This window comes from Xanthobacter sp. 126 (assembly GCF_000526175.1).
Taxonomy (GTDB): domain Bacteria; phylum Pseudomonadota; class Alphaproteobacteria; order Rhizobiales; family Xanthobacteraceae; genus Xanthobacter; species Xanthobacter aminoxidans.
The window spans coordinates 3,456,396-3,480,931 of record NZ_JAFO01000001.1 but is presented as its reverse complement, the minus strand read 5'-3'; the positions used below and the strand labels follow the sequence as shown (position 1 = coordinate 3,480,931).

The window sequence follows — 24,536 nt, the reverse complement described above, 5'->3', positions numbered from 1 at the left end:
GGCTCAGGCCCGCTCGATAAACGTCAGCTCGCTCTCGTCATAGGCGCGCCGCTCGATTTCGCGGAAGCCGTCCGGTGTGACGAACAGGCCGGTGCGCTCCTCGATGATCAGCAGCGCGTCGGGGGTGAGCCAGCCGCCATCAACCGCCGCGGCGATCGCCTGCTCGGCGAGGCCCTTGCCGTAGGGCGGATCGCAGAAGACGAGGCCGTAGGGCTCGCCCGGTCCCATTTCGCCGAGCCGGATGGCGTCGCGGCGGAACACCTTGGTGACGCCGGTGAGGCCGAGGGCCTCCACATTGTCGCGGATGAGCCCCCGCGCCTCCGCGGCCTCCTCCACGAACAAAGCGAAACGCGCGCCGCGCGACAGCGCCTCGATTCCGAGCGCCCCGGTGCCGGCGAACAGGTCGAGCACCCGCGCGCCGTCGCACGGATCGCCATAGGCGTGGGCGAGCATGTTGAACAGGCTCTCGCGCAGCCGGTCGGAGGTGGGGCGCGTGAGGCTGGAGGACGGGCCTTTCAGAGCCCGTCCCTTGAGGCGGCCACCCACGATGCGCATGGGTCAGACGTTCCCGTCAGCGCTTGCCGCGCGGACCGCCCGGCTTGCCGGGGCCGGAGCGTCCAGCGCCGGGCTTGCCAGCGGGTTTGCCACCCGCGGGACGACCGCCGGGCTTCCCAAATCCCTTGCCCGGCCCCTTCGCGCCGAAGCCGCCGGGCTTGCCCCCCGGCCGGCCCGCCGGCTTTCCGCCGCCCGGACGATCCTCGAACGAACGGGTGCGGCCGGCCGGCTTGTCGCCATAGCTGCGCTCGCGCGGCGGCCTGTCCCCGAAATCGCCGCGACCTTCCGGCCGGGGCCGGGCACGGGCGGGGCGTTCGCCCTCTGTCCGCTCGCCGCTGAAGCTGCGGCTGCGCGCGGGCTTGTCGGCATAGTCGCCGCGTCCCTCCGGGCGGGGCCGGGCACGGGCGGGGCGTTCGCCCTCCGCCCTCTCGCCGCCGAAGCTCCGGCCGCGGGCGGGCTTGTCGCCGTAGTCGCCGCCGCGTCCTTCCGGCCGGGGCCGGGCGCGGGCCGGGCGCTCGCCCTCGGGCCGGTCGCCACCGAAGCTGCGGCTGCGGGTCGGCCTGTCGCCGAAATCGCCGCCACGTCCCTCAGGGCGGGAGCGAAACGGACGGTCACCCTGGGGGCGATCGCCTTCGCGGCGGGGGCCGGAGCGCTTGAAGCCGCCGTCATCCTCGTAACGGCGCGGCCGCTCGTCGCCGCCCCCGGAGCGGGTGGGGCGGCGGCGGAAATCTTCCTTTTCCTCGCGCGGGCCGCGTCCACGCGGCGCGTCATCGCGGAAGGAGGGGCGACCCTCGCGGCGCGGCCGCTCGGCGGCTCCTTCGTCCCGGCTGCGACGGAAAGGACGGCCCTCGCCTTCGCCTGCCGCCGGACGGGCGCGGCGCGGCGCCTCGTCCTTGGGCGCGCGGACACGCTCGACCTTCACGGAACGGCCCTTGCGGTCGGCGACGGTGCCCACGCGCTCGGTGCCGTGCTCCTCGCTGGCGCGACGGCGCACCCGCGGCGCGGCGGGGCGGATGACATCCTCAACCGGCGCGTCGAACTCCTCCCGCTCGCGGCTGGCGCGGCGAGATGGCACCTTCAGCCCGCCGGCCTTGTCGGCCTCGGCCTGCCGGCGTCCCGCGGGACGGTAGGCGGGACGCACGGGGATTTCTTCAATCTCCCGCTCCACCAGCAGACCGGTAAAATCCGCACCGGCCGCAGTGGCAAGGTCAGCTCCGATCTGGTCGCGCAGCACGCGGGTGCGTACTTCCTCGACGCTGCCCTCGGGGATCTCGCCCAGCTGGAACGGACCGTAGGAGACGCGGATCAGCCGGTTCACCGCGAGGCCGAGCGCGCCGAGCACGTTGCGGATCTCGCGGTTCTTGCCCTCGCGGAGCGAGACCGTGATCCAGGCATTGGCGCCCTGCACCCGGTCGAGCTCAGCCTCGATGGGGCCGTACTCGACGCCATCCACGGTGATGCCCTTGATGAGCGTGTCGAGCTTGGCCTGATCGATCTCGCCGTTGGCGCGCACGCGGTAGCGGCGGAGCCATCCGGTCTCGGGCAATTCCAGCACGCGGGCGAGGCCGCCGTCATTGGTGAGCAGAAGCAGGCCCTCGGAATTGAGGTCCAGCCGGCCCACGCTGACGAGGCGCGGCAGGCCCTTGGGCAGGATCTCGAACAGCGTCGTGCGGCCTTCCGGGTCGCGGTTAGTGGTCACGACGCCCTTGGGCTTGTGGTAAAGGAAGAGGCGGGTGCGCTCCCGCTCGGGGAGTGGCTCCCCGTCGATGGTGATGGCGTCAGCCGGCGTGACGGTGACGGCAGGGCTGGTGAGCACCTCGCCGTTGACCGCCACGCGGCCGGCCTCGATCCATTCCTCGATCTCGCGACGCGAGCCGAGGCCGGCGCGGGCGACGACCTTGGCGACGCGCTCTGCCTCCTTCTGAGGGGCGGCGGGGAGTTCGCGCTTCTGGCGCGGAACGCGGTTCTTGCCCTTGCGGGGCGGTGATGTGCGCGGCATGAGGGGGAGTTAGCACAGCGCAGGCTGCGCGGCGAGCGCGGCGATGGGCCGGGCGAGATCAGGGGCGGTTTACAAGCACCATGTCGGGAACCTTCATGCAGATGGCGCTCAACGAAGCGCGCGCGGCAGCCGAGCGGGGCGAGGTTCCGGTCGGCGCAGTTCTCGTGCGCGGGTCGGAGGTTGTCGCCCGCAATGGCAACCGCACGCGCGAGCTGAACGATCCCACCGCTCATGCGGAAATGCTGGTGGTCCGCGCGGCGGGCGCGCAGCTCAAGACCGAGCGTCTGATGAACTGCGACCTTTACGTGACGCTTGAACCCTGCGCCATGTGCGCGGCGGCGCTGTCCTTTGCACGCATCCGCCGGCTCTATTTCGGCGCGCCCGATCCCAAGGGCGGCGCCGTGGAGCACGGTCCCCGCTTCTTCTCCCAGCCCACCTGCCACCACGCGCCGGAAGTCTATGGCGGCATCGCCGAGCGGCAGGCGGCCGAGGTGTTGCGGGCGTTCTTCCAGGAACGCCGGTAGTCGGTCTACGGCCGTCCCTGCGCCAGGAAGGGCATGGCCACATCGAGCATCGCCTTCGGGGCCTCCTCCGCCACGAAGTGGCCGGCCTCGATGGTCTGTCCTTCCACCTGCGGCGCAAACGCCTTCCAGGCCTCCAGCGGGCTGGCGCCCCGGCTCGGGATTCCGGCGGCGCCCCACAGCGCGAGCGTCGGGCAGGAGAGGGTTCGACCGGCGGCGATGTCCGCCTCGTCATGGGCGAGGTCGATGGTGGCCCCGGCCCGATAGTCCTCGCACATGGCGTGCAGCCGGTCGGGCGAGGAAATCGCCGCGCGATAGGCCGCCATGGCGCGTGGATCGAAGGCCGAAAGGTCCTTGTGCGCCGTCCAGCTCGCCATGGTCCAGTCGAGAAACCATGCGGGATTGCCACCCACCAGCTTCTCGGGGAGGGGCTTGGGCTGGGCCAGCATCGCCCAGTGATAGACCTGCAGCGCCCGCGCCCGGTCCATGCGGTGCCACATCAGGTAGGTGGGCACGATATCGAGCAGCACCAGCCGGTCGAGGCGGCCGGGATGGTCCAGCCCCAGCCGGTAGGCGGCCCGCGCGCCGCGGTCATGGCCCATGACGGAGAAATGGGCGAAGCCGAGGCTTTCCATCACCTCCACCATGGCGGCCGCCATGGCGCGCTTGGAATAGGGGAAATGATCGGCCCCGCCCTCCGGCGCCGCGCTCCAGCCGTAGCCGGGCAAATCGGGAATGATGAGGGTGTGCTGCTCGGCGAGCTTCGGCGCCACGCGGTGCCACATCACGTGGCTCTGGGGGAAACCGTGGAGCAGAAGCAGGGGAGAACCCGTCCCCCCCTGCCTCAGGAACATGCGACCAGCCTTCGTATCCACGTAGTGCGAGGCAAATCCGGGAAAAAGATCAGACAGATCGGACACATGAACCTCCCTCTCGCCGTCCCGTGGGCCGGGGCGGCCGGAATTGCGGACAGCTCTTCAAGACGGGATTAAGGCGGCGGGTTCCGGGATCAGTCGAACACCTTGTCGGCCGCCGTGATGAGACCGAGGCTCGGCGAGGACGCGCAGAATCCGGCAAGTTTTTCGGCATTCTTCACGAACTTGTCCGTGTCGATCACCGGCGGCGCGTCGTCGTCCTTGTAGTAGGCATCGAGCCACGTGAGGATGATGGTGATCGTATCCTTGTCCGCCTGCAGGAATTGCTGGCAGGTCATGGTCGAAAGATCCCATTTCTCCGCCGCCGCGGGGCTCAGGCCCACAAACAGGACGATGGCCCCGACGCTCAGACGTTTCAGCATTGCGCCCTCCCAGGATGCTGCGGCCATTCCGGCCTGCACTGGTATGATGCGCCGGGGAGCGGAGCGGCACCAGCCGGAGGCCGTCTCCCCGGCCGAGCACGTTCGCGCGAGGCCGGCCGTCGTCAGCGTGCGTCGAGCACGGCGGCGCAGGCGTCGGGCAGATCGGCGAGGGTGAGGGGCGGCTTGGGCTTGGAGGGTTCTTTCTCCGGCTTGGGGTGCAGCACCGCGTCGGTGAACCACCAGTCCAGCTCCGATCCGCAGCCATCGCCCGTCGGCGGGGCCTCCTGCGGTCGGCAGTCGGGGCTGGAGGCCGGGCAGGTGAGGCGGATGTGCATGTGGTAGTCGTGCCCCCAATAGGGCCGCACCTTGGCGAGGAAGGACCGGTCGCCCGTCGCCTCCCGGCACAGCGCCTTCTTGATGGCGGCATTGACGAACATGCGCTCCACCCGCGGCTCGACGGCGGCGGCGCGGATCACCTTCCAGGTGTCCGGGCGCCAGTTGGCGGGATCGATGTCCTTGCGGTCGGCGCGCACCATCATGGAGGCGGACAGTTTTTCCCGCTCCTCTCGGGTAAGTTCGCGGCCGGGGCTGGGGGTGAGCCAGATGTCGGCGTCTAGGCCGATCTGGTGGGAGGCATGGCCGGTGAGCATGGGGCCGCCGCGTGGCTGGGCCATGTCGCCGACGAGAATGCCTTGCCAGCCAGACACTTGCGGCACCTTCGCCGAGAAGCGTTCCAGGAACGCGACGAGGTCCGGGTGGCCCCAGTTGCGGTTGCGGGACAGGCGCATGACCTGCCAGTTCGGACCGTTGACGGGCAAGGCCTGGGCGCCGGCGAGGCAGCCCTTGGAATAGAAACCGATGCTGCGCGCGGCCATGGGGGCGGGCTGGGCGGCGCGGCCGAACAGCTCCTTGGCCGGCACCGGGGCTGCGGGCTTGTTCTGGGCGTACGCGGCGGTGCCGAGGAGGGCGAGGATTGCCGCCGCGGCGAGCCGGCGCATCAGCTCGTAACCTTCTGTGCCATCACGACGAATCCGCCGTCGCTCCGGGTGCCGGGGTGGGCTGGGAGGTCGGTGAGGAACAAGGTCGTGCCCGGCGTCACCAGCGTGGCCACCTGCTTGTTGATGGAGGGATCGACGCTGATCCGGGCCAGCGCATCCTGCGCCAGACCGGCCACGACGCCGTTCCCCTCATAGGAAACGGCGCTCCAGCGGGGCGCGGCTCCGTCCTTGCTCATGAGCACATAGACGAGGTTTCCCAAGGGGTTCTGAGGATCGCGGATGCTCACCGGACCCTGCACGGCGGTCTGTGCGCCCTTGAGGACGGTGATGGAGCTGTCGGCCCGGCTCACCACCATGGAGACGGGCTCCGGGGCGGCGGTGGCATCCTGCGGGGCGCCCTCGCCGGTGGCGGAGGTGGCGAGCTGCTGCTCCAGACCCTCGCTCATGATAAGTCCCGGATGCACAACATCTTCTGGCGCCGAATGGCGGTCGGCGATGATGACCGGGGTGCCCAGGTGGGTGATGCCGAAGACCAGCTTGGAGAAGGCCAGCGGCAGGTGCACGCAGCCGTGGGAGGAGGGGTATCCAGGGAGGCCGCCTGCGTGCAGCGCCACGCCGGACCATGTCAGGCGCTCCGTGTAAGGCATTGATGCGTCGTTATAAAGCGAGGAATGGTGGTCCACGTCCTTGCCCAGGATCGTGAATACCCCGGTAGGGGTTTCATGCCCTTCCTTGCCGGTCGAGACCGTGGAGGCCCCTATCCGGACACCGTTGCGGTAGACGAAGCAGAGCTGGTCCGACAGGTTCACCACGATGGCCACGAAGCCGTCGGGCGAGCGCTCGGGATACCAGACGTAAGTCCCTGGTTTCAGAGCCTTAATCTCGGCAAGGTCGGGATCGTCGGCGGCGGTGGCGGGCAGCAGGGAGTCCGCCACAAGGGCACCGGCGAGGGTTGCGGCGAGCTTCAGGGTTCCGCGGCGGGAGAGGCTGAACGGGACGGCCATCGGCGATTCACCCCAGGTTTCCGAATCGGGTTTCACCACGTTTTCGCCCGGGGTTCGGGGCCTGTCCAATGGTGTCAGCTCTCGAATCGACACCTCATCCCAGCATGGGCACGGTTCGCTCAACGTTAATACCATTCGCCGTGATCCGGCAGGCGAGGCCGATCGCCTCCACCCCGGCGTCCCGCGCCCGGTCGAAGGCTCGCCCATAGCCGGGGTCGAGATCGCGGGCGAGGGCGATGGAATCGGCCGAGCCGATCTGGCTGATATAGACCATCACCGCCCGCCGCCCGGCCGCCACCTCGCCGGCCAATTCCTCCAGATGTTTTGCACCCCGGGCGGTCACGCAATCGGGGAACTCGGCCTTGCCGGGGGCGCGCATGAGGTGGACGTTCTTCACCTCCACGAAGCAGTCCGGACGAGCGTCGTCTTCCAGCTTGATGTCGACGCGGCTGGCCTTGCCGTATTTCACCTCCCGCCGCATCCGGGCGTAGCCGGCGAGGGCGGGCACCTGGCCGGCGGCGATGGCCTCGGCGACCAGCAGGTTGGGGTGCATGGTGTTCACCCCAACCCACTCCGGCCCGGCGCCAAAATCCGCCTCCACCAGCTCCCAGCTCAGGGCCAGCTTGCGGGCGGGGTTGAGGGAGCGGGAGAGGAGCACGCGGCTACCGGGGGCATCCAGCCCCAGCATGGCGCCGGAATTGGCCACATGCGCGGTGGTCTCGGTGCCGTCGTCCAGCACCACGTCGGCAAGGAAGCGCTTGTAGCGCCGCACGAGGCGGCCCGGCAGCAGGGGGGCGGCGAACAGCATCAGGCCGTCGCGCCGCCGGAAGGGGCGTGGGTCGGCGCCGCATCGCGATCGTCGCTGCGGCCGGCGAGGCACATGAGGGTCTGGGTGGCGGTGGCGCAATGGGTGCGGGTGCCGCCCGCCTCGGCATAGACCTCCACCTTCGCAACGGTGAGGGTGCGCCCCGCCCGCGTCACCTCGCCCACGGCCACCAGCCGCTCGCCCTTGCCGGGGGCCATGATGTTGATCTTGTACTCCACCGTCAGCACGGTCGAATCCGGCGGGAACAGGCTGTAGGCGGCATAGCCGCCGGCGGTGTCGGCGATGGCTCCGATGGAGCCGCCGTGGAAATAGCCGTGCTGCTGCGTCACCTTCTCCGCATGGGGCAGCACGATCTCCACCCGTCCCGGCGCCACCGCGCCTAGGGTGGCGCCGATGAGGGTCATGAAGGGCTGGCGGGCGAAGCTGTCGCGCACCTTGGTCTCGAAGGCGGGATCGCGGGGGGTGAAGGGCTCGGTCACGGTGGCCGTCATGCTGGGAAGGGGAGGGGAGGGAGCATAGCCGGGCGATGACGGCACCTCCAACTGAAAGGCGGGGCCGCCCGGCGCTGCGGAGTTTCCCCGCGTTGACACCAGCGGGGCCGGCGCCTTTGCTGCGCTGGGGTCGCGGAATGCCGCGGCATGGGGGCCGGTCACATGAGCTACGTCTATCTTCTCATCGCCATCGTCGCCGAGGTCATCGCCACCTCGGCCCTCAAGTCGGCGGAAGGCTTCACCAAGCTCGGCCCCTCGGTCATCGTGGTGATCGGCTATGCCATCGCCTTCTTCTGCCTGTCGCTGACGCTCCGCACCCTGCCGGTGGGAATCGCCTATGCCATCTGGTCGGGCGTCGGCATCGTGCTCGTCACGGGTTTCGCCTGGATCTATTACGGCCAGAAGCTGGACCTCGCGGCGCTGATCGGCCTCGGGCTCATCATCGCCGGCGTGGTGGTCATCAACCTCCTGTCGAAGAGCGTCGCCCACTGAGGCGAGCGCCGGCAAGACGCCTATAGCTCCTCGGCGCCCTCTTTGGCGCGGGCGAGGAGCGTCTTCGCCGCGATGAGCGCGTCCTTCTCCGGGTCGTGCACCACGGCGCCGAATGAGCCGGCGAGGGCGGCGAGCACCGCCATGGCGCTCACCTCCTCGCGGATGTCACCGGTCCACTTGATGTCGGCGGCCACGTCCCGCGCGCCCAGCACCGGGGCGAGGGCGGGAGATTTGCCGCCATCCTCCCCCACGTCGCGAAACCGCAGGGTGAAGCCGGCATCCTCGCCATGGAGGGTGCAGGGCAGGTAGCCGGAGGTTTCCAGCGGCACATAGCCGTCATCCAGCACCAGCTTGAGCTTGAAGGCATCGAGCGCCGCCTGAAGCGCGGCACGGTCGGGCACATCGGCCCGGTTGAGATAGGCGGTACGGGCGCGTGCCATGGCGGGCAGCTCCAAGGATTGAAATATGGGGGCCGGTCGGGCCGGCGGCGATGAAACGGCGGGAGTTTAGAGGATTCCTGCGGGAGACGGAATCCGCCGATCCCCGGACAAGCAACGGCGTAGCCGGAGCGCTGATCCGGGGTCCAGCGCAAGGGTTCCGCGCAGCGGGGCAAAGCCTGAGGGTGGTTGGGCAAGGAAGCGCCTTCGGCGGTCTCTTGCGCTGGGTCCCGGCTCGCATTCCGCTTTCGCTGCATGCGTCCGGGACGCGGGGCGATCCCCCAAACGAAAACGGCGCCCCGGCGGTGAGGCCGGGACGCCGTGTTCAAAGCGTGCAACCGGCGCCGGGGCGCCGGTGCCGCAGGCCTCAGGCCAGAATCAGGCTTCCTCGCCTTCCTCGGCGGCGATTTCGGCGGCCACGGCGGCGCGCTCGATGGCGAGCTCGGCCTCGATCTCGGCGTCCTCGTCACGGGCGGTGCGCACGTCCTCGCCACGGGCCTGGCGCTCGGCCTCTTCCGCGTTGCGGGCGACGTTGACCTGCACGGTCACCTCGACCTCGGGGTGTAGGCTCACCGGCACCACATGCAGGCCCAGGGTCTTGATGGGGTGGTTCATCACGATCTGGCCGCGGTCGAGGCTGAAGCCGTTGGCGGTGAAGCCCTCGGCGATGTCGCGGGTGGAGACCGAGCCGTAGAGCTGGCCGCTCTCGCCCGCCTGACGGATCATGATGACGGCCTGGCCGGCGAGCTTCTCGGCCACCGCCTCGGCGTCCTTGCGGCGCTCCAGGTTGCGGGCCTCGAGCTCGATCTTCATGGTCTCGAACCGCTCCTTGTTCGCCTTGGTGGCGCGCAGGGCCTTGCCGTTCGGCAGCAGGTAGTTGCGGCCGAAGCCGTCCTTCACCTTCACCACTTCGCCCATCTGGCCGAGCTTGGCGACGCGCTCGAGAAGAATGACGTCCATTTTGGTTCTCCTGTCTCTGATCGTTGGATTTACGGTGTTTTTCAGCGGTCGTTCGCGGCGGGCGGGCTTTGCCCGGAGCCCATGCGCGAGCGGAAGTCGAACATGGCGTCGACAAAGCCGAGCATCGCCATGGCGATGACCGGCCAGCCGAGCACGGCCGTGGTGAGCCACAGCCCGGCGAGGATGAGGAAGCGGGCCGAGTGGCCGATGGTCACGGCATGGACCACGGCGAAGCCCGCGAGCGCATAGGCGCACACCAGTGTCGCGGCCGCGGCGGAGGCGGACAGTCCCACCATCGCCCCGGCCATGGACAAGGCGATCGCCACCGCCAGCACCAGCGAGGTGACGGGCGGCAGGCGGAAGGCCGATAGGGTCGGCCACGGACGCCTGAGGCGGCCGGAGATCAGCGCGGCGCGGGCCGCGAGATAGAGGCAGACGAGCTGCGAGACCATGGACATCACCGCCGCCATGCCCGGCAGCAGGCGCGCCACGATGGCCCCCACGGCGGCGGGATCGGTCGGCTCCGCGCCCGGCAGCACCTGGCCCGAGAGCAGCGTCTCGAACGCGGCGATCACCGCCTTGCGGTAGCTTTCGTAATCGCCGGCGACCGTGAACAGGGCGATGATGACCGCCAGCGTCGAGACGGCGGCGGAGAGCAGCACCAGCCCGCCCACCGGGAACCACACCAGCCCGTCCCGTCCGGCCGGATCTGGCCGCGCCAACATCGCCGCATAGGACAAGGCGAAGGCCGGTCCGCCGAGGCTGACCAAGTATGTCAGGAGGAGGGTTCCGCCGAAGCCGAGGCCGAGCCCCGCAGCGCCCACGGCAAGCGCCACCAGCGCCGAGAGCGGCGAGAAGGCGAGGCCGGCGATCATCACCGGCAAAGGCGAGAGATAGAACAGGGGCACGGCCAGCGCCGATCCCGCCGCGGCTCCGGCGGCAAGAAGGGCGGATGCGAGGCCGGCAGCCACGCCTGTGAGAAGAAGGTACACCATCTCGACAAGCTGTCCCGCGGGTGCGGTTAGAGGCGGATTTTCCGCCCCAGCAGACGCTCCGGGGGTCATTCCCCGAAGCGCGTCGCTAAAGGAAGGGCGCCCTCCCGAAGGGGGCGCCCCAATCAGCTGATCAGGCGATCAGCGGATCACGAAGGGCAGCAGGCCCAGGAACCGCGCGCGCTTGATGGCGGCGGAGAGCTCGCGCTGCTTCTTGGCGGAGACCGCCGTGATGCGCGAGGGCACGATCTTGCCGCGCTCGGAGATGTAGCGCTGCAGGAGACGCACATCCTTGTAGTCGATCTTCGGCGCGTTCGGGCCGGAGAAGGGGCAGGTCTTGCGACGGCGGAAGAAGGGACGGCGCTGACCGCCGCCGGCGCCGGCACCACCGGACGATGCGAAAGCCATCAGTTGCCCTCCTCGGCCTGCACTTCATCGGTCGGACGCGGACGGCGCGGCCGATCCTCACGGCCGCCGAAGCGGTCGCCACGATCACCGCGGTCGCCACGCTCTCCGCGCTCGCCACGGTCGTCCCGGTCACGCTTCTGGAGCATGGCGGAGGGACCCTCCTCGTGCTCCTCGACGCGCAGGGTGAGGATGCGCAGGACGTCCTCGTCGATGCGCTGCTGGCGCTCCAGCTCCTGCACCGCCGCCGCGGGGGCGTCGATGTTCAGGAGGGTGAAGTGGGCCTTGCGGTTCTTGTTGATGCGATAGGTGAGGGACTTCACGCCCCAATACTCGGTCTTACCGACCGAGCCGCCATTCGCCTCGATGACACCCTTGAACCGGGTGGTGAGTTCCTCGACCTGCTGCGCCGTGACGTCCTGGCGCGCGAGGAACACGTGCTCGTAGAGCGGCATGTGTTCACTGCCTTTCGGTTTCACTCTTCCGTCCACCGGCGCCAAGCCCTTCTTGCCTTTCGGAAAGGCGCGAAGCTCGGAAGGCGGGGACACGGGACGACGGACTTTCGCCCTGTCTTCCTCAACCTTGGCCAAACCCGTGGGATGGGCCGCGGCACAAGAAGACCGTCCGTTCAGCCCCCGGCCGGGTGCGACGGAAGCGGGGCGTATAGCAGGTTTCGGCGGAAAGGCAAGGAGCCCCGGACCAGCGACGGCGTAGCCGGAGCGCCGATCCGGGGACCAGCGCTAACCGCTCTCCCAGTCGCCCTCCGGCTTGACCGGAGGGGCCATTCCTCCGCCGGAGCGGACGACGGGCCACCGGGACAAACGGCACCATGGGGCCTCCGGTCAAGCCGGAGGACGACGATGGTGGCGGAGCGCGAGGGTGGTGTCGGAGGACGAAGGTGGTGTCGGAGGACGAAGGGGGTGGCAGGCTGATTGTCCCGCCCCAGCCCTCAATACAGCCCGACGCTCGCCGGCGGGCGGGGGGCCGTCGAGGCCGGCTTGGCGCTCACGGGCTTGGCGGTCGCGGTGGAGCCGGGCTTCGTGCCGGTGGAGCCGGTGGTGTTGGCGGCGGCGGCCGCGCCCTGGGGCTTCGGCTTCTTCTTCGGCGCCGGGTTGAGCGAGGCGACCTTGGGCTCCGGCATCGCCTTGTTCATGGCGATGAGCTGGGAGACGGTGACGAACTTGTAGCCCTTGGCGATGAGGTCATCGAGCGTCTTCGGCATGGCGTCCACCGTGGTGGCGTGGATGTCATGGGAGAGGATGATCGCGCCCGGATGTACATTCTTCAGGATGCGGTCGTGGATGACCTGCGCGTTGCGGTCCTTCCAGTCCAGCGGGTCCACGGACCAGTAGATGAAGGTGGAGCCGAACTTCTCGCGCAGATGCGCGCGCAGCGCCGGGGTCATGGCGCCGTAGGGCGGGCGCACATTGTGGATCTTGAGGCCGGTGATCTGCTCGATGGCGGCGTTGGTGTCGCCGATCTGCTTGTCGGCGGCGGCCACGGGGATCTTGGGCAGCTGGGGGTGATCCCAGGAATGGTTCGCCACCTCGTGCCCCTGCGCGATCATCTGCTTGATGATGTTGGGCGAGGCGACGGCGCGGCTGCCGAGCACGAAGAAGGTGGCCTTGATACCGCGCTGCTCCAGCATCTTCAGCAGGCGCGGCGTGGTCTCGGGGTTGGGGCCATCGTCGAAGGTCATGGCGATGTAGGGGCCATCGACCGTCGCCGACGAATAGGCGATGAGATTGTGCGGGTTGGTGCCCGTTGGCTCCGCGGCGGGCGCCGACATGCCGGAGCCCGACGACAGGTTGGCCGGGGCCGGTTCCATCATGGAGGAGGGCACGGGCCCGGTCATCAGCGCGGGGTGCGGCGCGGTGAAGGTCGATGTGGGCGGCGCGGAAGGCGCGGTTCCGGACGGCGTCAGTGTCTGCGCGCAGGCGGGGACGATGACGGTGGCGGAGAGGAGAGCGGCGGCAAGAAGCGCCGGAAATCCCCGGATGGCCTTCACTTCAGGCTTCACGGCGGAACCACTTTCTGATGCGGACGTACGTATCGGCGCCCAATGTCCATCGCTCGTTATGGATAAATTGTGAAGCGGGCATGGCCAACCCCCAGTTTCCTTATCGTAAGGACAGGTTGACACGCGATTCGAGAATCGCCCCGGTGCGGCCTTTGCCACCCCCTTGCCTTGACTCGCCCACAATCCCGGTGTCTCTCCGCTCGCCAATTTCCAGCCGGAGGCCGCCCATGACCGAAGGGTCGCGCACAACACCCCAGACTGCCTTCATTTTTCCCGGTCAGGGCAGCCAGGCCGTGGGCATGGGCAAGGCCCTCGCCGACAATTTCCCGGCCGCCAAGGCCGTGTTCGAGGAAGTGGATGCCGCCCTCGGCGACAGCCTGACGCGGGTGATGTGGGAAGGCCCTTCCGACGAACTGACCCTCACCGCCAACGCCCAGCCGGCACTGATGGCGGTATCCATTGCCGCGCTGCGGGTTCTCGAGTCGGAAGCGGGGCTTGATCTTGTCCGCGAGGCGGCCTTCGTCGCTGGCCATTCGCTGGGCGAATATTCGGCGCTGGCCGCCGCCGGCGCCCTCACCGTCACCGAGGCGGCGCGGCTCCTGCGCATCCGCGGCCGCGCCATGCAGGATGCGGTGCCGGTGGGCGAGGGCGCCATGGCCGCCCTGCTCGGCCTCGACTACGACCAGGCCGTCGCGGTGGCGGCGGAAGCCGCCGGCGACGACGTGTGCGAGGCGGCCAACGACAATGCCCCCGGGCAGGTAGTGGTCTCCGGCACCAAGGCCGCCGTGGAGCGCGCCATCCTCATCGCCAAGGAGCGCGGCGCGCTGAAGGCGGTGCTGCTGCCGGTGTCCGCCCCCTTCCATTGCCGCCTCATGGGTCCGGCAGCCGAGGCCATGGAAGTGGCCCTCTCCGGCTCCACCGTGATGACGCCCCGCGTGCCGCTGGTGGCCAACGTGCGCGCCTCCCCCGTCACCGATCCGGCCGAGATCGTGCGCCTGCTGGTGGAGCAGGTGACGGGCACCGTGCGCTGGCGCGAAAGCGTGATCTACATGGCCGGCGCGGGCGTGAACCGCGTGGTCGAGGTGGGCGCCGGCAAGGTGCTCTGCGGCCTTGTGAAGCGCATCGACAAGCAGATCGCGGCGAGCGCCGTGGGCACGCCCGACGACGTGGCCGCCTTCATCGCCGCCCGCAACGCGGCCGCTTCCGCCGCCTGACATCTTCTCACCGACGGGCGCCCTCCCCGGAAAAATCCGGGCGAGGGCGCCCTTGTGTCGGGACACCACCCGACCAAGCCGATACAACCGGCGGCGCAAAAGCCGCGACACCCGAAAGAAACTGGGGGCTGACATGTTCGATTTGACCGGCAAGACCGCGCTCGTGACTGGCGCCACCGGCGGCATCGGCGGCGCCATCGCCAAGGCGCTGCATGCCCAGGGCGCCACGGTCGCCGTCTCCGGAACCCGCCGCGAAGCGCTCGATGCCATCGCCGCCGAGATGGGCGGCGAGCGCGTCATCGTGCTGCCGTGCAACCTCGGCAACACCGAAGAGGTGGAGAAGCTCATCCCCGCCGCCGAGGAGGCGCTGGGCGGGCATGTGGACATCCTCGTCAACAATGCCGGCATCACCCGCGACAACATCTTCATGCGTCTTAGCGACGAGGCGTGGGATCAGGTGATCGCGGTGAACCTCACCGCCGCCTTCCGCCTGTCGCGCGCCGCCGTGCGCACCATGATGCGCCGCCGCTCCGGCCGCATCATCTCCATCACCTCCATCGTCGGCGTCACCGGCAATGCGGGGCAGGGCAATTATGCCGCCGCCAAGGCCGGCATGATCGGCATGTCCAAGTCGCTGGCGCAGGAAGTCGCCTCGCGCGGGGTGACGGTGAACTGCATCGCCCCCGGCTTCATCGCCACCCCCATGACCGACGCGCTCAACGAGAAGCAGCGCGAGGGCATCCTCAAGGCCGTGCCGGCCGCCAAGCTCGGCACCCCCGAGGACATCGCCGCCGCCTGCGTCTACCTCGCGTCGAATGAAGCCGCCTACGTCACCGGCCAGACGCTGCACGTCAACGGCGGCATGGCGATGATCTGATCCCGGCGTTCCGCAAACCGCACGTCCGCCCGCTCCCTTCAACCGGGCGGACGTTGTAAGCGGGATCGGAACTGATCTATCCTAAAGTTGCGTGCGGGGGACGGGAGGCACGCATGAGGATAGAGCGGGTGCGCGCGGGCTCTCGGCCGGCGGATTTTCCGCTTCGGCAGAAGCCGAAGGGCATCGTGTCGCGTTTCTGGGGCTGTATCCTCGATCTCACCCTCGTGCTGTGGGTGGTCCGCGTTCCGTTGCTGAGCGCCCTCCTCGGCCTCGCGCTGATGGCGGGCGTGACGCAGGCGCAGGACGTGACACTCGACGTCGCCATGGCCGGCGCGCCGGTGGGTGCGGCGGCCGGCCTCTCCCGTGCCATTCTCTCCCTCGTCGGCGCCGTCTTCCTGCTGTGGGCCATGCCGGTGCACTACGCCGCGCGCCTGCTGGTGGAGACGGACAACGGCCTCGCGGTTCTGGTCGCCCGGCGCAATGCCTCGGCCGGCCGTCGCGGCGTCGCCGGGCGTGACCGGCTGATGGCGGCCATGGTGCGCGAGGTGCCCCGCCTCATCGGCCTTGCGCCCTTCCTCGCCTTCGCCATCGGTGCCAACGGGGCCATCGGCAATTTGCCGACGCTGGCCGACCGCCCCGCCATCGACGCCGCCCACCACCAGTTGGTGCTGCTCGTCTGGACCATGCTGGCGGCGGTGCCGTTCTTCTATCTCTATTGCGTGCTGCGCGGGCGGCTGACGCAGGTGAGAGCCCTCGCCGCGCTGGACCGCATGCTGGGGCGCTGGCTGCAGCCGGTGTTCGGCCTGCTCGGCATCGCCCCGCGGCGGGACGATGCGGAAGGCCAGCTCCACGCCTCCGGCCGCCTCGCCCTCCTGTTCTACGCTTTGCTGGTGGTGGCGGTCCTAGTGGCGAGCCCGCACTGGCTCGCCGCGCGCCTGCCGCTCGCCTATGCGGTGCCGCTGATCTTCGGCGGCTGGGTGCCGATCCTCGCCTATCTGTCCTCGGTCGGGCGGCGCTTCCATGTGCCGATCCTGACCGGCCTGTTCATCGCCGGGGCCGTCGGCGTCTATGTGTTCGGCGACAACCATGCGGTGCGCACCGTGACCGCCGACGAGCCGGCGTACCGGCGCACCGGCCTCGTCCAGGCCGTCCATCTGTGGATGCAGGCCAATGGCTGCGCGGAGCAGCCTTCGTCCTGTCCGCGCCCGATCATCGTCGCCGCCGCGGGCGGGGCCAGCCGGGCGGGCTTCTTCACCGCCAGCGTGATCGGCCATTTCCTCGACTACGACCGGCAGAAGCAGGCCTTTAGCTTCACCCGCGCCGATGGCTCGAAGGTGAGCCGCGCGGCGCGGGACGACGGGCGCTTCACCCCCGCCATCCAGAGCGTGCTCGACGGCCGGGAGCGCGAGGGGAAAGGCATCGCCACCCACCTCTTCGCCATCTCCGGCGTCTCGGGCGGCTCCTACGGCGCGGCGGTGGTGGCCGCCGCCCTGTCCGCCCGCACCGGCAAGGCGCCGCCGTGCCCCGTCGCGGCGCCCGCCCACTGGTTCGGCGGCGCCATCCACGGCTGGCGCGACTGCCTGGAGAGCATGACGGCGGACGATTTCCTCACCGCCACCTTCTTCGGCCTCGCCTTCCACGATCAGGTGCAGCTCTTCCTGCGCGATCGCGCCGCGCTGCTGGAGGAGGCCTGGGAGGCGAGCTTCGCCCGCCATGTGGCGGCGGCGGGCGCCAATGCCGGCCCCGGCGCCGCGCGCCGCCTCTCGGAACCGTTCCTCGGCGCCCCGCGCGATCCCGAGCACTGGGTGCCCTATCTCGTGCTCAACGGCACGTCGGTGGAGACCGGTCAGCGCATCATCACCACCGACATCCTGCCGACCTACGCGGCCTCCAGCCGCTGCCCGAGCGGCGGCCCCACCGCCGAATGCCCGATCTTCACCCACGCCATCGACTTCCACAGCCTCGTGCGCTCGGACCTCGACGTGCGGCTCTCCACGGCGGCCACCAACTCCGCCCGCTTCCCGGTGATCTCGCCGCCGGGCTCCATCTATCAGGTCGACACGGACGTGGTGGACCGTATCGTGGACGGCGGCTATTTCGAGAATTTCGGGGCCGAGAGCGCGCTCGAGCTGGCGCAGGCCATGGTGGACGTGGAGCCGGCGCTGGCGCCCTTCGTCCTCGTCGTCTCCAACGACCCCCAGAGCGTGCTCACCGAGGAGCGCACCGCCCGCGGCGTGGTGGTGCCCGACGCGGCCGAACACAGCTTCCTGCCAGAGGTCGCCGGCCCGTTCGGCGCCATCGGCGCGGTGCGCAGCGGGCGCGGCCGGCTCGCCGTCGCCCATGCCGCCGCCTGGCTGGATGCCCGTTTCGGCGGGCGCTGCCCGGTCAGCCTCGTGCAGATCAAGGTCTGGCCCGAGGACAGCACCGGCCACTGCCCGGTGGGCACCGCGACGCCCGAGAAGATCCGGCAGGTCTCCATGAGCTGGTGGCTCTCCAAGCCCGTGCAGATGAACCTGCACGAGCAATTGGAGCCCACCGCCGACCGCTGCAACAACCGCACCGCTGTGGAGCAGGTGTGGACCGCCCTCGCCACCCGCTCGGAAGCCTGCACCGGCCCGACGCCCTGAAGCGGGCTCATCCGGCCCGCACGCGCCCCGCGGGTCAAATCGTCGCGTGCCGTATTGCGGTGCGGCACGGTTGGTGTTTTCATTTCGAGGTTGCGGCGCTTCAGGCCGGGAACTTCGGGGCGCAGGGGGTGGCCCGAACCATCCGTTGCCGGGAAGCGGGAAAGGATCGAGCGGACGAAACCGGAGGCGGCCGATGGAACGGTTGCTGGAGACACTTCTGCGTCGTGTCGTCGTCGATGGCGCGCTGAAGGTGACGACGGCCTCGGGCCGCACCTTCACCGTGAAGGGCTCCCCCCGCGCCGGACCGATCCCCGCGCCGCTCGCCGTGCGCTTCACCAGCGCCGAGGCCGAGCGGGGCATCGTCCTCGATCCCGAGCTGAAGCTCGGCGAGGCCTATATGGACGGCACGCTGGTGATGGACGCCGGCAGCATTGCCGATCTCCTCGCTTTGCTCATGTCCCAGCCCGCCGCCTTCAATCCGAGCGTGCCGGCCAAGGCGTTTCATGTGCTGCGGCGGCTGAGCCGGCGCATCGCCCAGTTCAACCCGCCTGAACGGTCGCGGCGCAACGTGGCGCACCATTACGACATCGACGGCCGGCTCTATTCCCTCTTCCTCGATCACGACCGGCAATACAGCTGCGCCTATTTCGAGCATGAGGGGCAGAGCCTCGACGACGCCCAGCTCGCCAAGAAGCGCCACATCGCGGCGAAGCTCGTGCTGGACCGGCCGGGGCTGAAGGTGCTGGACATCGGCTCTGGCTGGGGCGGGCTCGCCCTCTATCTCGCGGAGATGGCGGGGGCGCAGGTCTCCGGCGTCACCCTCTCGCAGGAGCAGCTGGCGCTCGCCACCGCCCGTGCTGACGAACGGGGCATGGCGGGGTATGTCTCCTTCGCTCTGCGGGATTATCGCGACGTGGACGGCCCGTTCGACCGCATCGTCTCGGTGGGCATGTTCGAGCATGTGGGCGTGGACCATTACGGCGCCTTCTTCCGCAAGGCGCGTAGCCTTTTGACGGAGGACGGGGTGATGCTGCTGCACGCCATCGGCCGCTCCGACCCGCCCGGCGTCACCAACCCGTTCATCGCCAAATACATCTTCCCCGGCGGCTACATTCCCGCTTTGTCGGAGGTGACGCCGCATATCGAGAAGAGCGGGCTCGTCGTCACCGACATCGAGCTGCTGCGCCTGCATTATGCGCAGACGCTGAAGGCGTGGCGCCAGCGCTTCCTCGCCCGCCGGGAGGAGGCGGCGCGGCTCACCGATGAGCGCTTCTGCCGCATGTGGGACTTCTACCTCGCGGCCAGCGAGATGGGCTTCCGCCATCAGGGCCTGAACGTGTTCCAGATCCAGCTTGCGCGCCGCCAGGAGGCGGTGCCGCTCACCCGCGGCTACATCGCCGAGGCCGAGGCGCGGCTCAGGCGGGCGGAAGCGGCGCAGGGCGCGCCGCTTCGGCTGGCGGGGGAGTAGGGGGGCATTGACGGGCGCCGGCCACGCCGGCGGCCTGTTCTCCGGACCAGCGACGGCGAAAGCCGGAGCGCCGAGCCGGGGGCCAGCGCAAGACTCCCTGCGCAGCGGGGCAAAGCCCGAGGATCGTAAGGCCCGGAAGCGCCTTCGGCGGTCCCTTGCGCTGGGCCCCGGCTCGCATTCCGCTAACGCTGCGTGCGTCCGGGGCGCGAGGGTGGTGCGTATGCCACCGTCCTGCCCACCCCTCAGACGAAATACAGCCAGGTGATCAGCGCGAAGGGCGGCAGCAGGAAGCTGAACGACCACGCCATGTAGCCGAAGAAGCTCGGCATCTTCACGCCGCGATGGCGGGCGATGGAGAGCACCATGAAGTTGGGTGCGTTGCCGATATAGGTCAGCGCGCCCATGAACACCGCGCCGGCCGAGATCGCCTCCAGCGTCACCGCGAGCGGCCCCATGAGCTGGTGGGGATCGCCGCCGGCGAGGTTGAAGAACACGAGATAGGTCGGGGCATTGTCGAGGAAGGCGGAGAGCGCGCCCGTCAGCCAGAAGTACCAGACGTTCACCGGCTGGCCGTCCGGCGTGGTGACGAGGTTGACGAGCGGGGCGAGGGCGCCGCTGGCGCCGGCCTTCAGGATGGCGATGACCGGGATGATGGTGAGGAAGATGGCGGCGAACAGCTTCGCCACTTCCAGGATGGGCTCCCAGTCGAAGCCGTTGCGCTCGCGCACCAGCGCCGGGGTGATGGCGAGCGAGATCAGCGCGAACACCACGAGCAGCACATCGCGCACCACCCATTGCAGCTCCAGATGGGTGCCGTAGACGTCGAAATTGATGCCCGGCTTCCACAGCGCCGAGATGAGGATGGCGCCGATGATGCCGCCGAGCAGCGGCAGGTTCTGCGCCCCGCGCAGGCCGAGGTTGTCGGTCGCCGGGGTGGGGTCCGGCGGATTGCGGATCACCTCGTCCTCGCGGGCGTAGAAGAAGCGGTCCAGCAGGTAATAGGCGACGAGCAGGATGGCCGCGATCACCGCCGTGTCGTGCAGCAGGTGGGTCGTGGTCCAGAAGAAGTTCACGCCCTTCAGGAAGCCGAGGAACAGGGGCGGGTCGCCCAGCGGGGTCAGCGAGCCGCCGATGTTCGACACCAGGAAGATGAAGAACACCACCGTGTGCACATTGTGCCGGCGGTCGTCATTGGCGCGCAGCAGCGGGCGGATGAGCACCATGGAGGCGCCGGTGGTGCCGATGAGGCTGGCGATCACCGTGCCGAAGGCCAGGATCACCGTGTTGACCAGCGGCGTGCCCTTGAGATTGCCGGTGACGAGGATGCCGCCGGACACGGTGAACAGGGCGAACAGCAGGATGATGAAGGGGATGTATTCCAGCAGCGCCGTGTGCACCACCTCGTGCGCCGTCGCCGACGGGCCATAGGTGAGCGAGAAGGGCACCGCGAAGGCCAGCCCCCAGAACAGCGCCACCTTGCCGTAATGGTGGTGCCAGAAGTGGTTCGCGAGCAGCGGGAACAGGGCGATCGACAGCAGCATGCCGGCGAAGGGGATGCCCCAGAGCAGCGGGAGCTTCGCGCCGTTGAGGGCGGGAACCCCGTCCGCCGCAAGCGCAGGCGCGGCTGATAGGGTGGTCAGGAGGAGTGTTGCGGCAATTCCCGAAGCGACTCTCATCCCGCGACCCGGCGCCGTCATCGCCACCCTCCAGATTGATGTCCCCACGGTTTGATGGACGATGGGCCGGCATGTGGCAAGGCCAAACCGGCCGCCGTCGTCCTTCAGTGAAATGCGCGGGGGGGCGCTTGCACCGCCATCGTGCCCCGGACGCATGCAGCGTCGACGGAAGGTGCTGGCCGTGCCCCCTCTCCCGCAAGGGGAGAGGGGAGGGACGGCCCCGCTGCGCGGGAGTCTTGCGCTGGACCCGGGCTCAGCATTCCACCTTCGGTGTCGCTTGTCCGGGGAACGGGGGGCTCCGGCTGCGCCGTCGCTGGTCCGGGCACCTTCGGCGGTGCGGGACGGTTGACCGCAGGGTTGGTTTCTGTCCTAGTCCCGGCCGTTTCGACGCCTGACGGACCCATGACCCAAGATCCCATGACGGAGCACGCCCCCGAGCGCGCGCAAGAACGCACCCAGGACCGCACTCAAGACCGCTACAACGCCCGCGAAGCCGAGCCGAAGTGGCAGAAGACCTGGGCCGAGCGCGGCATCTTCCGCACGCGCAACGACGACCCGCGTCCGAAATTCTTCGTCATGGAGATGTTTCCCTATCCGTCGGGGCGCATCCATATCGGCCACGGCCGCAACTATGTGATGGGAGACGTGCTCGCGCGCTACAAGCGCATGCAGGGCTTCAACGTGCTCCATCCCATGGGCTGGGACGCCTTCGGCCTGCCGGCGGAGAATGCCGCCATCGAGCGCGGCATCCACCCCAAGAGCTGGACCTACGAGAACATCGCCTCCATGCGCGAGCAGCTCCAGCTGCTCGGCCTGTCGCTCGACTGGAACCGCGAGATCGCCACCTGCGACCCGTCCTATTACGTGGAGCAGCAGCGCATCTTCCTCGACTTCCTGGACAACGGCCTCGCCTACCGGAAGGAGAGCGAGGTCAATTGGGACCCGGTGGACAACACCGTGCTCGCCAACGAGCAGGTCATCGACGGCCGCGGCTGGCGCTCCGGCGCCATCGTGGAGCGGCGCAAGCTGTCCCAGTGGTTCCTGCGCATCACCCAGTTCGCCCAGGAGTTGCTCGACGCCATCGACACGCTCGACCGCTGGCCCGACAAGGTGCGCCTCATGCAGCGCAACTGGATCGGCCGCTCGGAAGGGCTCGAAGTGCTGTTCGAGTTCGCCAAGGCGGGTGCGGAGAAGCTGCCCGCCGGCACCAAGGCGGTGAAGGTCTACACCACCCGCCCGGACACCCTGTTCGGCGCCTCCTTCCTCGCGCTCTCGCCCGACCATCCGCTGGCCAAGCACCTCGCCGGCACGGACGGGCAGCTCTCCGCCTTCATCGCCGAGTGCAAGCGCGGCGGCACTTCGGCGGAAGAGATCGAGACGCAGGAGAAGAAGGGCTACGCCACCGGACTCAGCGTCGTCCATCCGCTGGACGCCACGCGCACCGTGCCGGTCTATGTCGCCAACTTCGTGCTGATGGACTACGGCACCGGCGCCATCTTCGGCTGCCCGGCCCACGACCAGCGCGACTTTGACTTTGCCACCAAATACGGCCTCGCCATCACCCCCGTGGTGCTGCCCGAGGGCGCGGACCCCGCCACCTTCTCGGTGGCCGAGGGGCCGTATGACGGCGACGGCACCCTGTTCAACTCCGCCTTCCTCGATGGCATGAGCGTGCCCGAGGCCAAGGAGGCGGTGGCCCGCCAGCTGGAGCGCTTCCGCGTCGCGGGCGAGCCGCAGGGCACAAGGCGGGTGAACTTCCGCCTGCGCGACTGGGGCATCTCGCGCCAGCGCTACTGGGGCTGCCCCATCCCGGTCATCCATTGCGACGACTGCGGCCCGGTGGGCGTGCCCCGCGACCAGCTTCCGGTGGAACTGCCGGATGACGTCACCTTCGACCGTCCGGGCAATCCGCTGGACCGCGCCAAGGCGTGGCGCGACGTGCCGTGCCCCAAGTGCGGCAAGCCGGCCCGGCGCGAGACGGACACCATGGACACCTTCGTGGATTCGTCCTGGTATTTCCTGCGCTACGCCTCCGACAATGTGGAGAAGCCGCTGGACAAGGCGGCGGTCTCCCACTGGCTGCCGGTGGACCAGTATATCGGCGGCATCGAGCACGCGATCCTGCACCTGCTCTATTCCCGCTTCTTCACCCGCGCCCTGAAGCATTGCGGCCGGGTGGACCTGGAGGAGCCGTTCGCCGGCCTCTTCACCCAGGGTATGATCGTCCACGAGACGTACAAGGATACCGAGGGCAAGTGGCTCTTCCCCGAGGAGGTGAAGCTCCTCGGCAACGGCAAGGCGGTGCGGATTTCGGACGGCACGCCCGTCACCGTCTCCCCGCCGGAGAAGATGTCCAAGTCCAAGCGCAACGTGGTGGCGCCCGAGGTGGTGGCGGATACCTACGGCGTGGACTGCGCTCGCTGGTTCATGCTCTCCGACACCCCGCCCGAGCGCGACAGCGAGTGGACGCAGGGCGGCATCGAGGGCGCCTGGCGCTTCGTGCAGCGCGTGTGGCGTCTGGTGAACGAGGCGGTGGAGCTGGGCGCCAAGCCGGGTACAACTTCCGGCGCCGGCCGCCCCGCGACCTTCGGTGAGCAGGCCCTCGGCCTGCGCCGCGCCGCCCACGGCCTCGTTGCGACGGTGGCCGAGGACATCGAGCGGCTGCGCTTCAACGTGGCCGTGGCCCATGTCCACGAGTTCGCCAACGTGTTCGGCTCGGCCGTCGCTGCCGCCCGCTCGGCGCCCGAGGTGCCGGAAGACCTCGCCTTCGCGCTCCGCGAAGCCGCCGAGATGCTGACGGGCGTGGTGGCGCCCATGACGCCGCACCTCGCCGAGGAGTGCTGGGTCGCTCTCGGCCACGGGTCGCTGGTAGCGGAGGCCGCCTGGCCGGCCACCGAGGCCGATCTGCTGCGCCGTGACACGGTCACACTTCCGATCCAGATCAATGGCAAGAAGCGCGACGATATCGTCGTCCCGCGCGAGGCGACCCCGGCCGAGGTCGAGGCCGCCGTGCTCGCGCTGGAAAGCGTCCAGCGGGCACTCGACGGACGCGCGCCGAAGCGTATCATCGTGGTGCCGCAGAGGATCGTGAATGTCGTCGCCTGATCCGTCCTTCCGCATGCGCCCCGCCGCCCTTCTGGGGCGGCTGATGCTGGTGTGCGCCCTTTCCGGGGCGCTCGCGGGCTGCTTCCAGCCGCTCTATGCCGAGAATTCCACCACCGGCGGGCCGGCGCTGCTCGACAAGATGAAGGACGTGGAGATCGTCCAGATCCAGGGGCGGCTCGGCAACGACCTGCGCAACGACCTGATCTTCGCCCTCACCGGCGGCGAGGGGAATCCCAAGGGCGCGCCGCTGCAGATGATCATCACGGTGGACAGCTCCACCTCCACCGCGCTCATCAATTCCTCCTCGGGCCTGCCCGAGAACCAGATCATCCGCGTCACCGCCAACTGGCGCATTATCAAGGCGGACGACAAGAAGAAGATCACCCAGGTGGAAGGCGCCGCCACCGGCTCCGCCACCATCGACACCAGCGACCAGCGCTTCGCCAACTACAGCGCCCAGATCGACGCCGAGAAGCGGGCCGCCCGTTCCGTGGCGGACCAGATCAAGGCGCAGCTTGCCGCGTGGTTCATCCGCACCGGCAACGCGCCGCCGGCCCGTTCGGCGAGCTGAG

The 24,536-nt window shown here is 69.4% G+C and carries 23 protein-coding genes; 8 read left to right on the top strand and 15 right to left on the bottom strand.

Features of this window, described 5'->3' with window-relative positions; genetic code table 11:
• Nucleotides 1-3: 3 nt before the first annotated feature.
• Both rsmD and XAN126_RS29295 read right to left on the bottom strand, forming a co-directional pair.
• The gene (gene rsmD / locus XAN126_RS0116605; RefSeq protein WP_024279714.1) at nt 4-555 is read right to left on the bottom strand and encodes a 16S rRNA (guanine(966)-N(2))-methyltransferase RsmD; all 552 of its coding nucleotides are present in this window, start codon (nt 553-555) and stop codon (nt 4-6) included.
• 16 nt (nt 556-571) lie between these two features.
• Complete coding sequence (locus XAN126_RS29295) at nt 572-2,554, bottom strand: pseudouridine synthase (RefSeq protein ID WP_024279713.1); 1,983 nt, start codon at nt 2,552-2,554, stop codon at nt 572-574.
• 80 nt (nt 2,555-2,634) lie between these two features.
• On the opposite strand from XAN126_RS29295, the gene XAN126_RS0116595 reads away from it, so the two are divergent.
• Entirely contained in the window at nt 2,635-3,078 is a 444-nt protein-coding gene (locus XAN126_RS0116595; protein WP_024279712.1) for a nucleoside deaminase, read from the top strand.
• A gap of 5 nt (nt 3,079-3,083) precedes the next feature.
• Here XAN126_RS0116595 and XAN126_RS0116590 read toward each other — a convergent pair whose 3' ends face one another.
• The 6 genes from XAN126_RS0116590 to XAN126_RS0116565 form a co-directional block, all read right to left on the bottom strand.
• Nucleotides 3,084-3,995 (bottom strand): alpha/beta hydrolase, encoded by a 912-nt coding sequence (locus XAN126_RS0116590; protein WP_024279711.1) that lies wholly within the window; start codon nt 3,993-3,995, stop codon nt 3,084-3,086.
• A gap of 89 nt (nt 3,996-4,084) precedes the next feature.
• A complete protein-coding gene (locus tag XAN126_RS0116585; protein ID WP_024279710.1) occupies nt 4,085-4,372 on the bottom strand; it encodes an HdeA/HdeB family chaperone in 288 nt (95 codons plus the stop codon).
• 122 nt (nt 4,373-4,494) lie between these two features.
• Nucleotides 4,495-5,370: a penicillin-insensitive murein endopeptidase gene (gene mepA, locus XAN126_RS0116580; RefSeq protein WP_024279709.1), complete on the bottom strand. Its 876-nt coding sequence runs from the start codon at nt 5,368-5,370 to the stop codon at nt 4,495-4,497.
• Nucleotides 5,370-6,374: a L,D-transpeptidase gene (locus XAN126_RS0116575; protein WP_024279708.1), complete on the bottom strand. Its 1,005-nt coding sequence runs from the start codon at nt 6,372-6,374 to the stop codon at nt 5,370-5,372. Before XAN126_RS0116575 ends, mepA begins: the two co-directional genes overlap by 1 nt.
• Before the next feature lie 94 nt (nt 6,375-6,468).
• Nucleotides 6,469-7,182 (bottom strand): DNA/RNA nuclease SfsA, encoded by a 714-nt coding sequence (gene sfsA / locus XAN126_RS0116570; protein WP_024279707.1) that lies wholly within the window; start codon nt 7,180-7,182, stop codon nt 6,469-6,471.
• Nucleotides 7,182-7,679, bottom strand: a complete 498-nt coding sequence (locus XAN126_RS0116565; protein WP_038226369.1) for a PaaI family thioesterase — start codon at nt 7,677-7,679, stop codon at nt 7,182-7,184. The genes sfsA and XAN126_RS0116565 overlap by 1 nt, the downstream gene beginning before the upstream one ends.
• Before the next feature lie 174 nt (nt 7,680-7,853).
• Between XAN126_RS0116565 and XAN126_RS0116560 the strand changes: the two genes are divergently transcribed.
• Complete coding sequence (locus tag XAN126_RS0116560) at nt 7,854-8,183, top strand: SMR family transporter (protein WP_024279705.1); 330 nt, start codon at nt 7,854-7,856, stop codon at nt 8,181-8,183.
• A gap of 20 nt (nt 8,184-8,203) precedes the next feature.
• Here XAN126_RS0116560 and XAN126_RS0116555 read toward each other — a convergent pair whose 3' ends face one another.
• The 6 genes from XAN126_RS0116555 to XAN126_RS27265 all read right to left on the bottom strand — a co-directional run bounded on the left by XAN126_RS0116555 (nt 8,204) and on the right by XAN126_RS27265 (nt 12,997).
• Entirely contained in the window at nt 8,204-8,623 is a 420-nt protein-coding gene (locus XAN126_RS0116555) for a hypothetical protein (protein ID WP_024279704.1), read from the bottom strand.
• A 375-nt stretch (nt 8,624-8,998) separates the two neighbouring features.
• Nucleotides 8,999-9,580: a 50S ribosomal protein L9 gene (gene rplI / locus XAN126_RS0116550; protein ID WP_024279703.1), complete on the bottom strand. Its 582-nt coding sequence runs from the start codon at nt 9,578-9,580 to the stop codon at nt 8,999-9,001.
• Between the two features lie 41 nt (nt 9,581-9,621).
• Nucleotides 9,622-10,575 (bottom strand): DUF2232 domain-containing protein, encoded by a 954-nt coding sequence (locus XAN126_RS0116545; protein WP_024279702.1) that lies wholly within the window; start codon nt 10,573-10,575, stop codon nt 9,622-9,624.
• Between the two features lie 138 nt (nt 10,576-10,713).
• The gene (gene rpsR, locus XAN126_RS0116540; RefSeq protein WP_024279701.1) at nt 10,714-10,980 is read right to left on the bottom strand and encodes a 30S ribosomal protein S18; all 267 of its coding nucleotides are present in this window, start codon (nt 10,978-10,980) and stop codon (nt 10,714-10,716) included.
• Entirely contained in the window at nt 10,980-11,432 is a 453-nt protein-coding gene (gene rpsF / locus XAN126_RS0116535; RefSeq protein ID WP_024279700.1) for a 30S ribosomal protein S6, read from the bottom strand. Before rpsF ends, rpsR begins: the two co-directional genes overlap by 1 nt.
• A gap of 494 nt (nt 11,433-11,926) precedes the next feature.
• Complete coding sequence (locus XAN126_RS27265; protein ID WP_155982336.1) at nt 11,927-12,997, bottom strand: polysaccharide deacetylase family protein; 1,071 nt, start codon at nt 12,995-12,997, stop codon at nt 11,927-11,929.
• Nucleotides 12,998-13,224: 227 nt separating this feature from the next.
• Here XAN126_RS27265 and fabD point away from each other — a divergent pair, with 227 nt between their 5' ends.
• The 4 genes from fabD (at nt 13,225) to XAN126_RS0116510 (ending at nt 19,183) form a co-directional block, all read left to right on the top strand.
• Entirely contained in the window at nt 13,225-14,211 is a 987-nt protein-coding gene (fabD, locus tag XAN126_RS0116525; RefSeq protein WP_024279698.1) for an ACP S-malonyltransferase, read from the top strand.
• A 133-nt stretch (nt 14,212-14,344) separates the two neighbouring features.
• The gene (fabG, locus tag XAN126_RS0116520; RefSeq protein WP_024279697.1) at nt 14,345-15,088 is read left to right on the top strand and encodes a 3-oxoacyl-[acyl-carrier-protein] reductase; all 744 of its coding nucleotides are present in this window, start codon (nt 14,345-14,347) and stop codon (nt 15,086-15,088) included.
• A gap of 185 nt (nt 15,089-15,273) precedes the next feature.
• Nucleotides 15,274-17,715, top strand: a complete 2,442-nt coding sequence (locus XAN126_RS0116515; protein ID WP_155982335.1) for a hypothetical protein — start codon at nt 15,274-15,276, stop codon at nt 17,713-17,715.
• A gap of 193 nt (nt 17,716-17,908) precedes the next feature.
• A complete protein-coding gene (locus tag XAN126_RS0116510; RefSeq protein ID WP_024279695.1) occupies nt 17,909-19,183 on the top strand; it encodes a cyclopropane-fatty-acyl-phospholipid synthase family protein in 1,275 nt (424 codons plus the stop codon).
• A gap of 242 nt (nt 19,184-19,425) precedes the next feature.
• On the opposite strand, the gene XAN126_RS0116505 is transcribed toward XAN126_RS0116510, so the two are convergent.
• Nucleotides 19,426-20,859, bottom strand: coding sequence for a sodium:proton antiporter (locus tag XAN126_RS0116505; RefSeq protein WP_024279694.1), 1,434 nt, complete (start codon nt 20,857-20,859; stop codon nt 19,426-19,428).
• A gap of 417 nt (nt 20,860-21,276) precedes the next feature.
• Here XAN126_RS0116505 and leuS point away from each other — a divergent pair, with 417 nt between their 5' ends.
• Nucleotides 21,277-23,964, top strand: a complete 2,688-nt coding sequence (leuS, locus tag XAN126_RS0116500; RefSeq protein ID WP_024279693.1) for a leucine--tRNA ligase — start codon at nt 21,277-21,279, stop codon at nt 23,962-23,964.
• On the top strand, nt 23,951-24,535 hold the full coding sequence (gene lptE, locus XAN126_RS0116495; protein WP_024279692.1) for an LPS assembly lipoprotein LptE: 585 nt from the start codon (nt 23,951-23,953) through the stop codon (nt 24,533-24,535). The genes leuS and lptE overlap by 14 nt, the downstream gene beginning before the upstream one ends.
• The last annotated feature ends 1 nt before the right edge of the window (nt 24,536 follow it).

Excerpts from the sequence above, each read along its gene's own strand:
- lptE (WP_024279692.1), top strand. The coding sequence starts at position 23,951 with ATGTCGTCGCCTGATCCGTCCTTCCGCATGCGCCCCGCCGCCCTTCTG.
- XAN126_RS0116505 (WP_024279694.1), bottom strand. The coding sequence starts at position 20,859 with ATGAGAGTCGCTTCGGGAATTGCCGCAACACTCCTCCTGACCACCCTA.
- rsmD (WP_024279714.1), bottom strand. The coding sequence starts at position 555 with ATGCGCATCGTGGGTGGCCGCCTCAAGGGACGGGCTCTGAAAGGCCCG.
- fabD (WP_024279698.1), top strand. The coding sequence starts at position 13,225 with ATGACCGAAGGGTCGCGCACAACACCCCAGACTGCCTTCATTTTTCCC.
- rpsF (WP_024279700.1), bottom strand. The coding sequence starts at position 11,432 with ATGCCGCTCTACGAGCACGTGTTCCTCGCGCGCCAGGACGTCACGGCG.
- XAN126_RS0116585 (WP_024279710.1), bottom strand. The coding sequence starts at position 4,372 with ATGCTGAAACGTCTGAGCGTCGGGGCCATCGTCCTGTTTGTGGGCCTG.
- mepA (WP_024279709.1), bottom strand. The coding sequence starts at position 5,370 with ATGCGCCGGCTCGCCGCGGCGGCAATCCTCGCCCTCCTCGGCACCGCC.
- fabG (WP_024279697.1), top strand. The coding sequence starts at position 14,345 with ATGTTCGATTTGACCGGCAAGACCGCGCTCGTGACTGGCGCCACCGGC.
- XAN126_RS0116545 (WP_024279702.1), bottom strand. The coding sequence starts at position 10,575 with ATGGTGTACCTTCTTCTCACAGGCGTGGCTGCCGGCCTCGCATCCGCC.
- XAN126_RS0116560 (WP_024279705.1), top strand. The coding sequence starts at position 7,854 with ATGAGCTACGTCTATCTTCTCATCGCCATCGTCGCCGAGGTCATCGCC.
- sfsA (WP_024279707.1), bottom strand. The coding sequence starts at position 7,182 with ATGCTGTTCGCCGCCCCCCTGCTGCCGGGCCGCCTCGTGCGGCGCTAC.
- XAN126_RS0116595 (WP_024279712.1), top strand. The coding sequence starts at position 2,635 with ATGTCGGGAACCTTCATGCAGATGGCGCTCAACGAAGCGCGCGCGGCA.
- XAN126_RS0116575 (WP_024279708.1), bottom strand. The coding sequence starts at position 6,374 with ATGGCCGTCCCGTTCAGCCTCTCCCGCCGCGGAACCCTGAAGCTCGCC.
- leuS (WP_024279693.1), top strand. The coding sequence starts at position 21,277 with ATGACGGAGCACGCCCCCGAGCGCGCGCAAGAACGCACCCAGGACCGC.
- XAN126_RS29295 (WP_024279713.1), bottom strand. The coding sequence starts at position 2,554 with ATGCCGCGCACATCACCGCCCCGCAAGGGCAAGAACCGCGTTCCGCGC.
- XAN126_RS0116510 (WP_024279695.1), top strand. The coding sequence starts at position 17,909 with ATGGAACGGTTGCTGGAGACACTTCTGCGTCGTGTCGTCGTCGATGGC.
- rplI (WP_024279703.1), bottom strand. The coding sequence starts at position 9,580 with ATGGACGTCATTCTTCTCGAGCGCGTCGCCAAGCTCGGCCAGATGGGC.
- rpsR (WP_024279701.1), bottom strand. The coding sequence starts at position 10,980 with ATGGCTTTCGCATCGTCCGGTGGTGCCGGCGCCGGCGGCGGTCAGCGC.
- XAN126_RS0116555 (WP_024279704.1), bottom strand. The coding sequence starts at position 8,623 with ATGGCACGCGCCCGTACCGCCTATCTCAACCGGGCCGATGTGCCCGAC.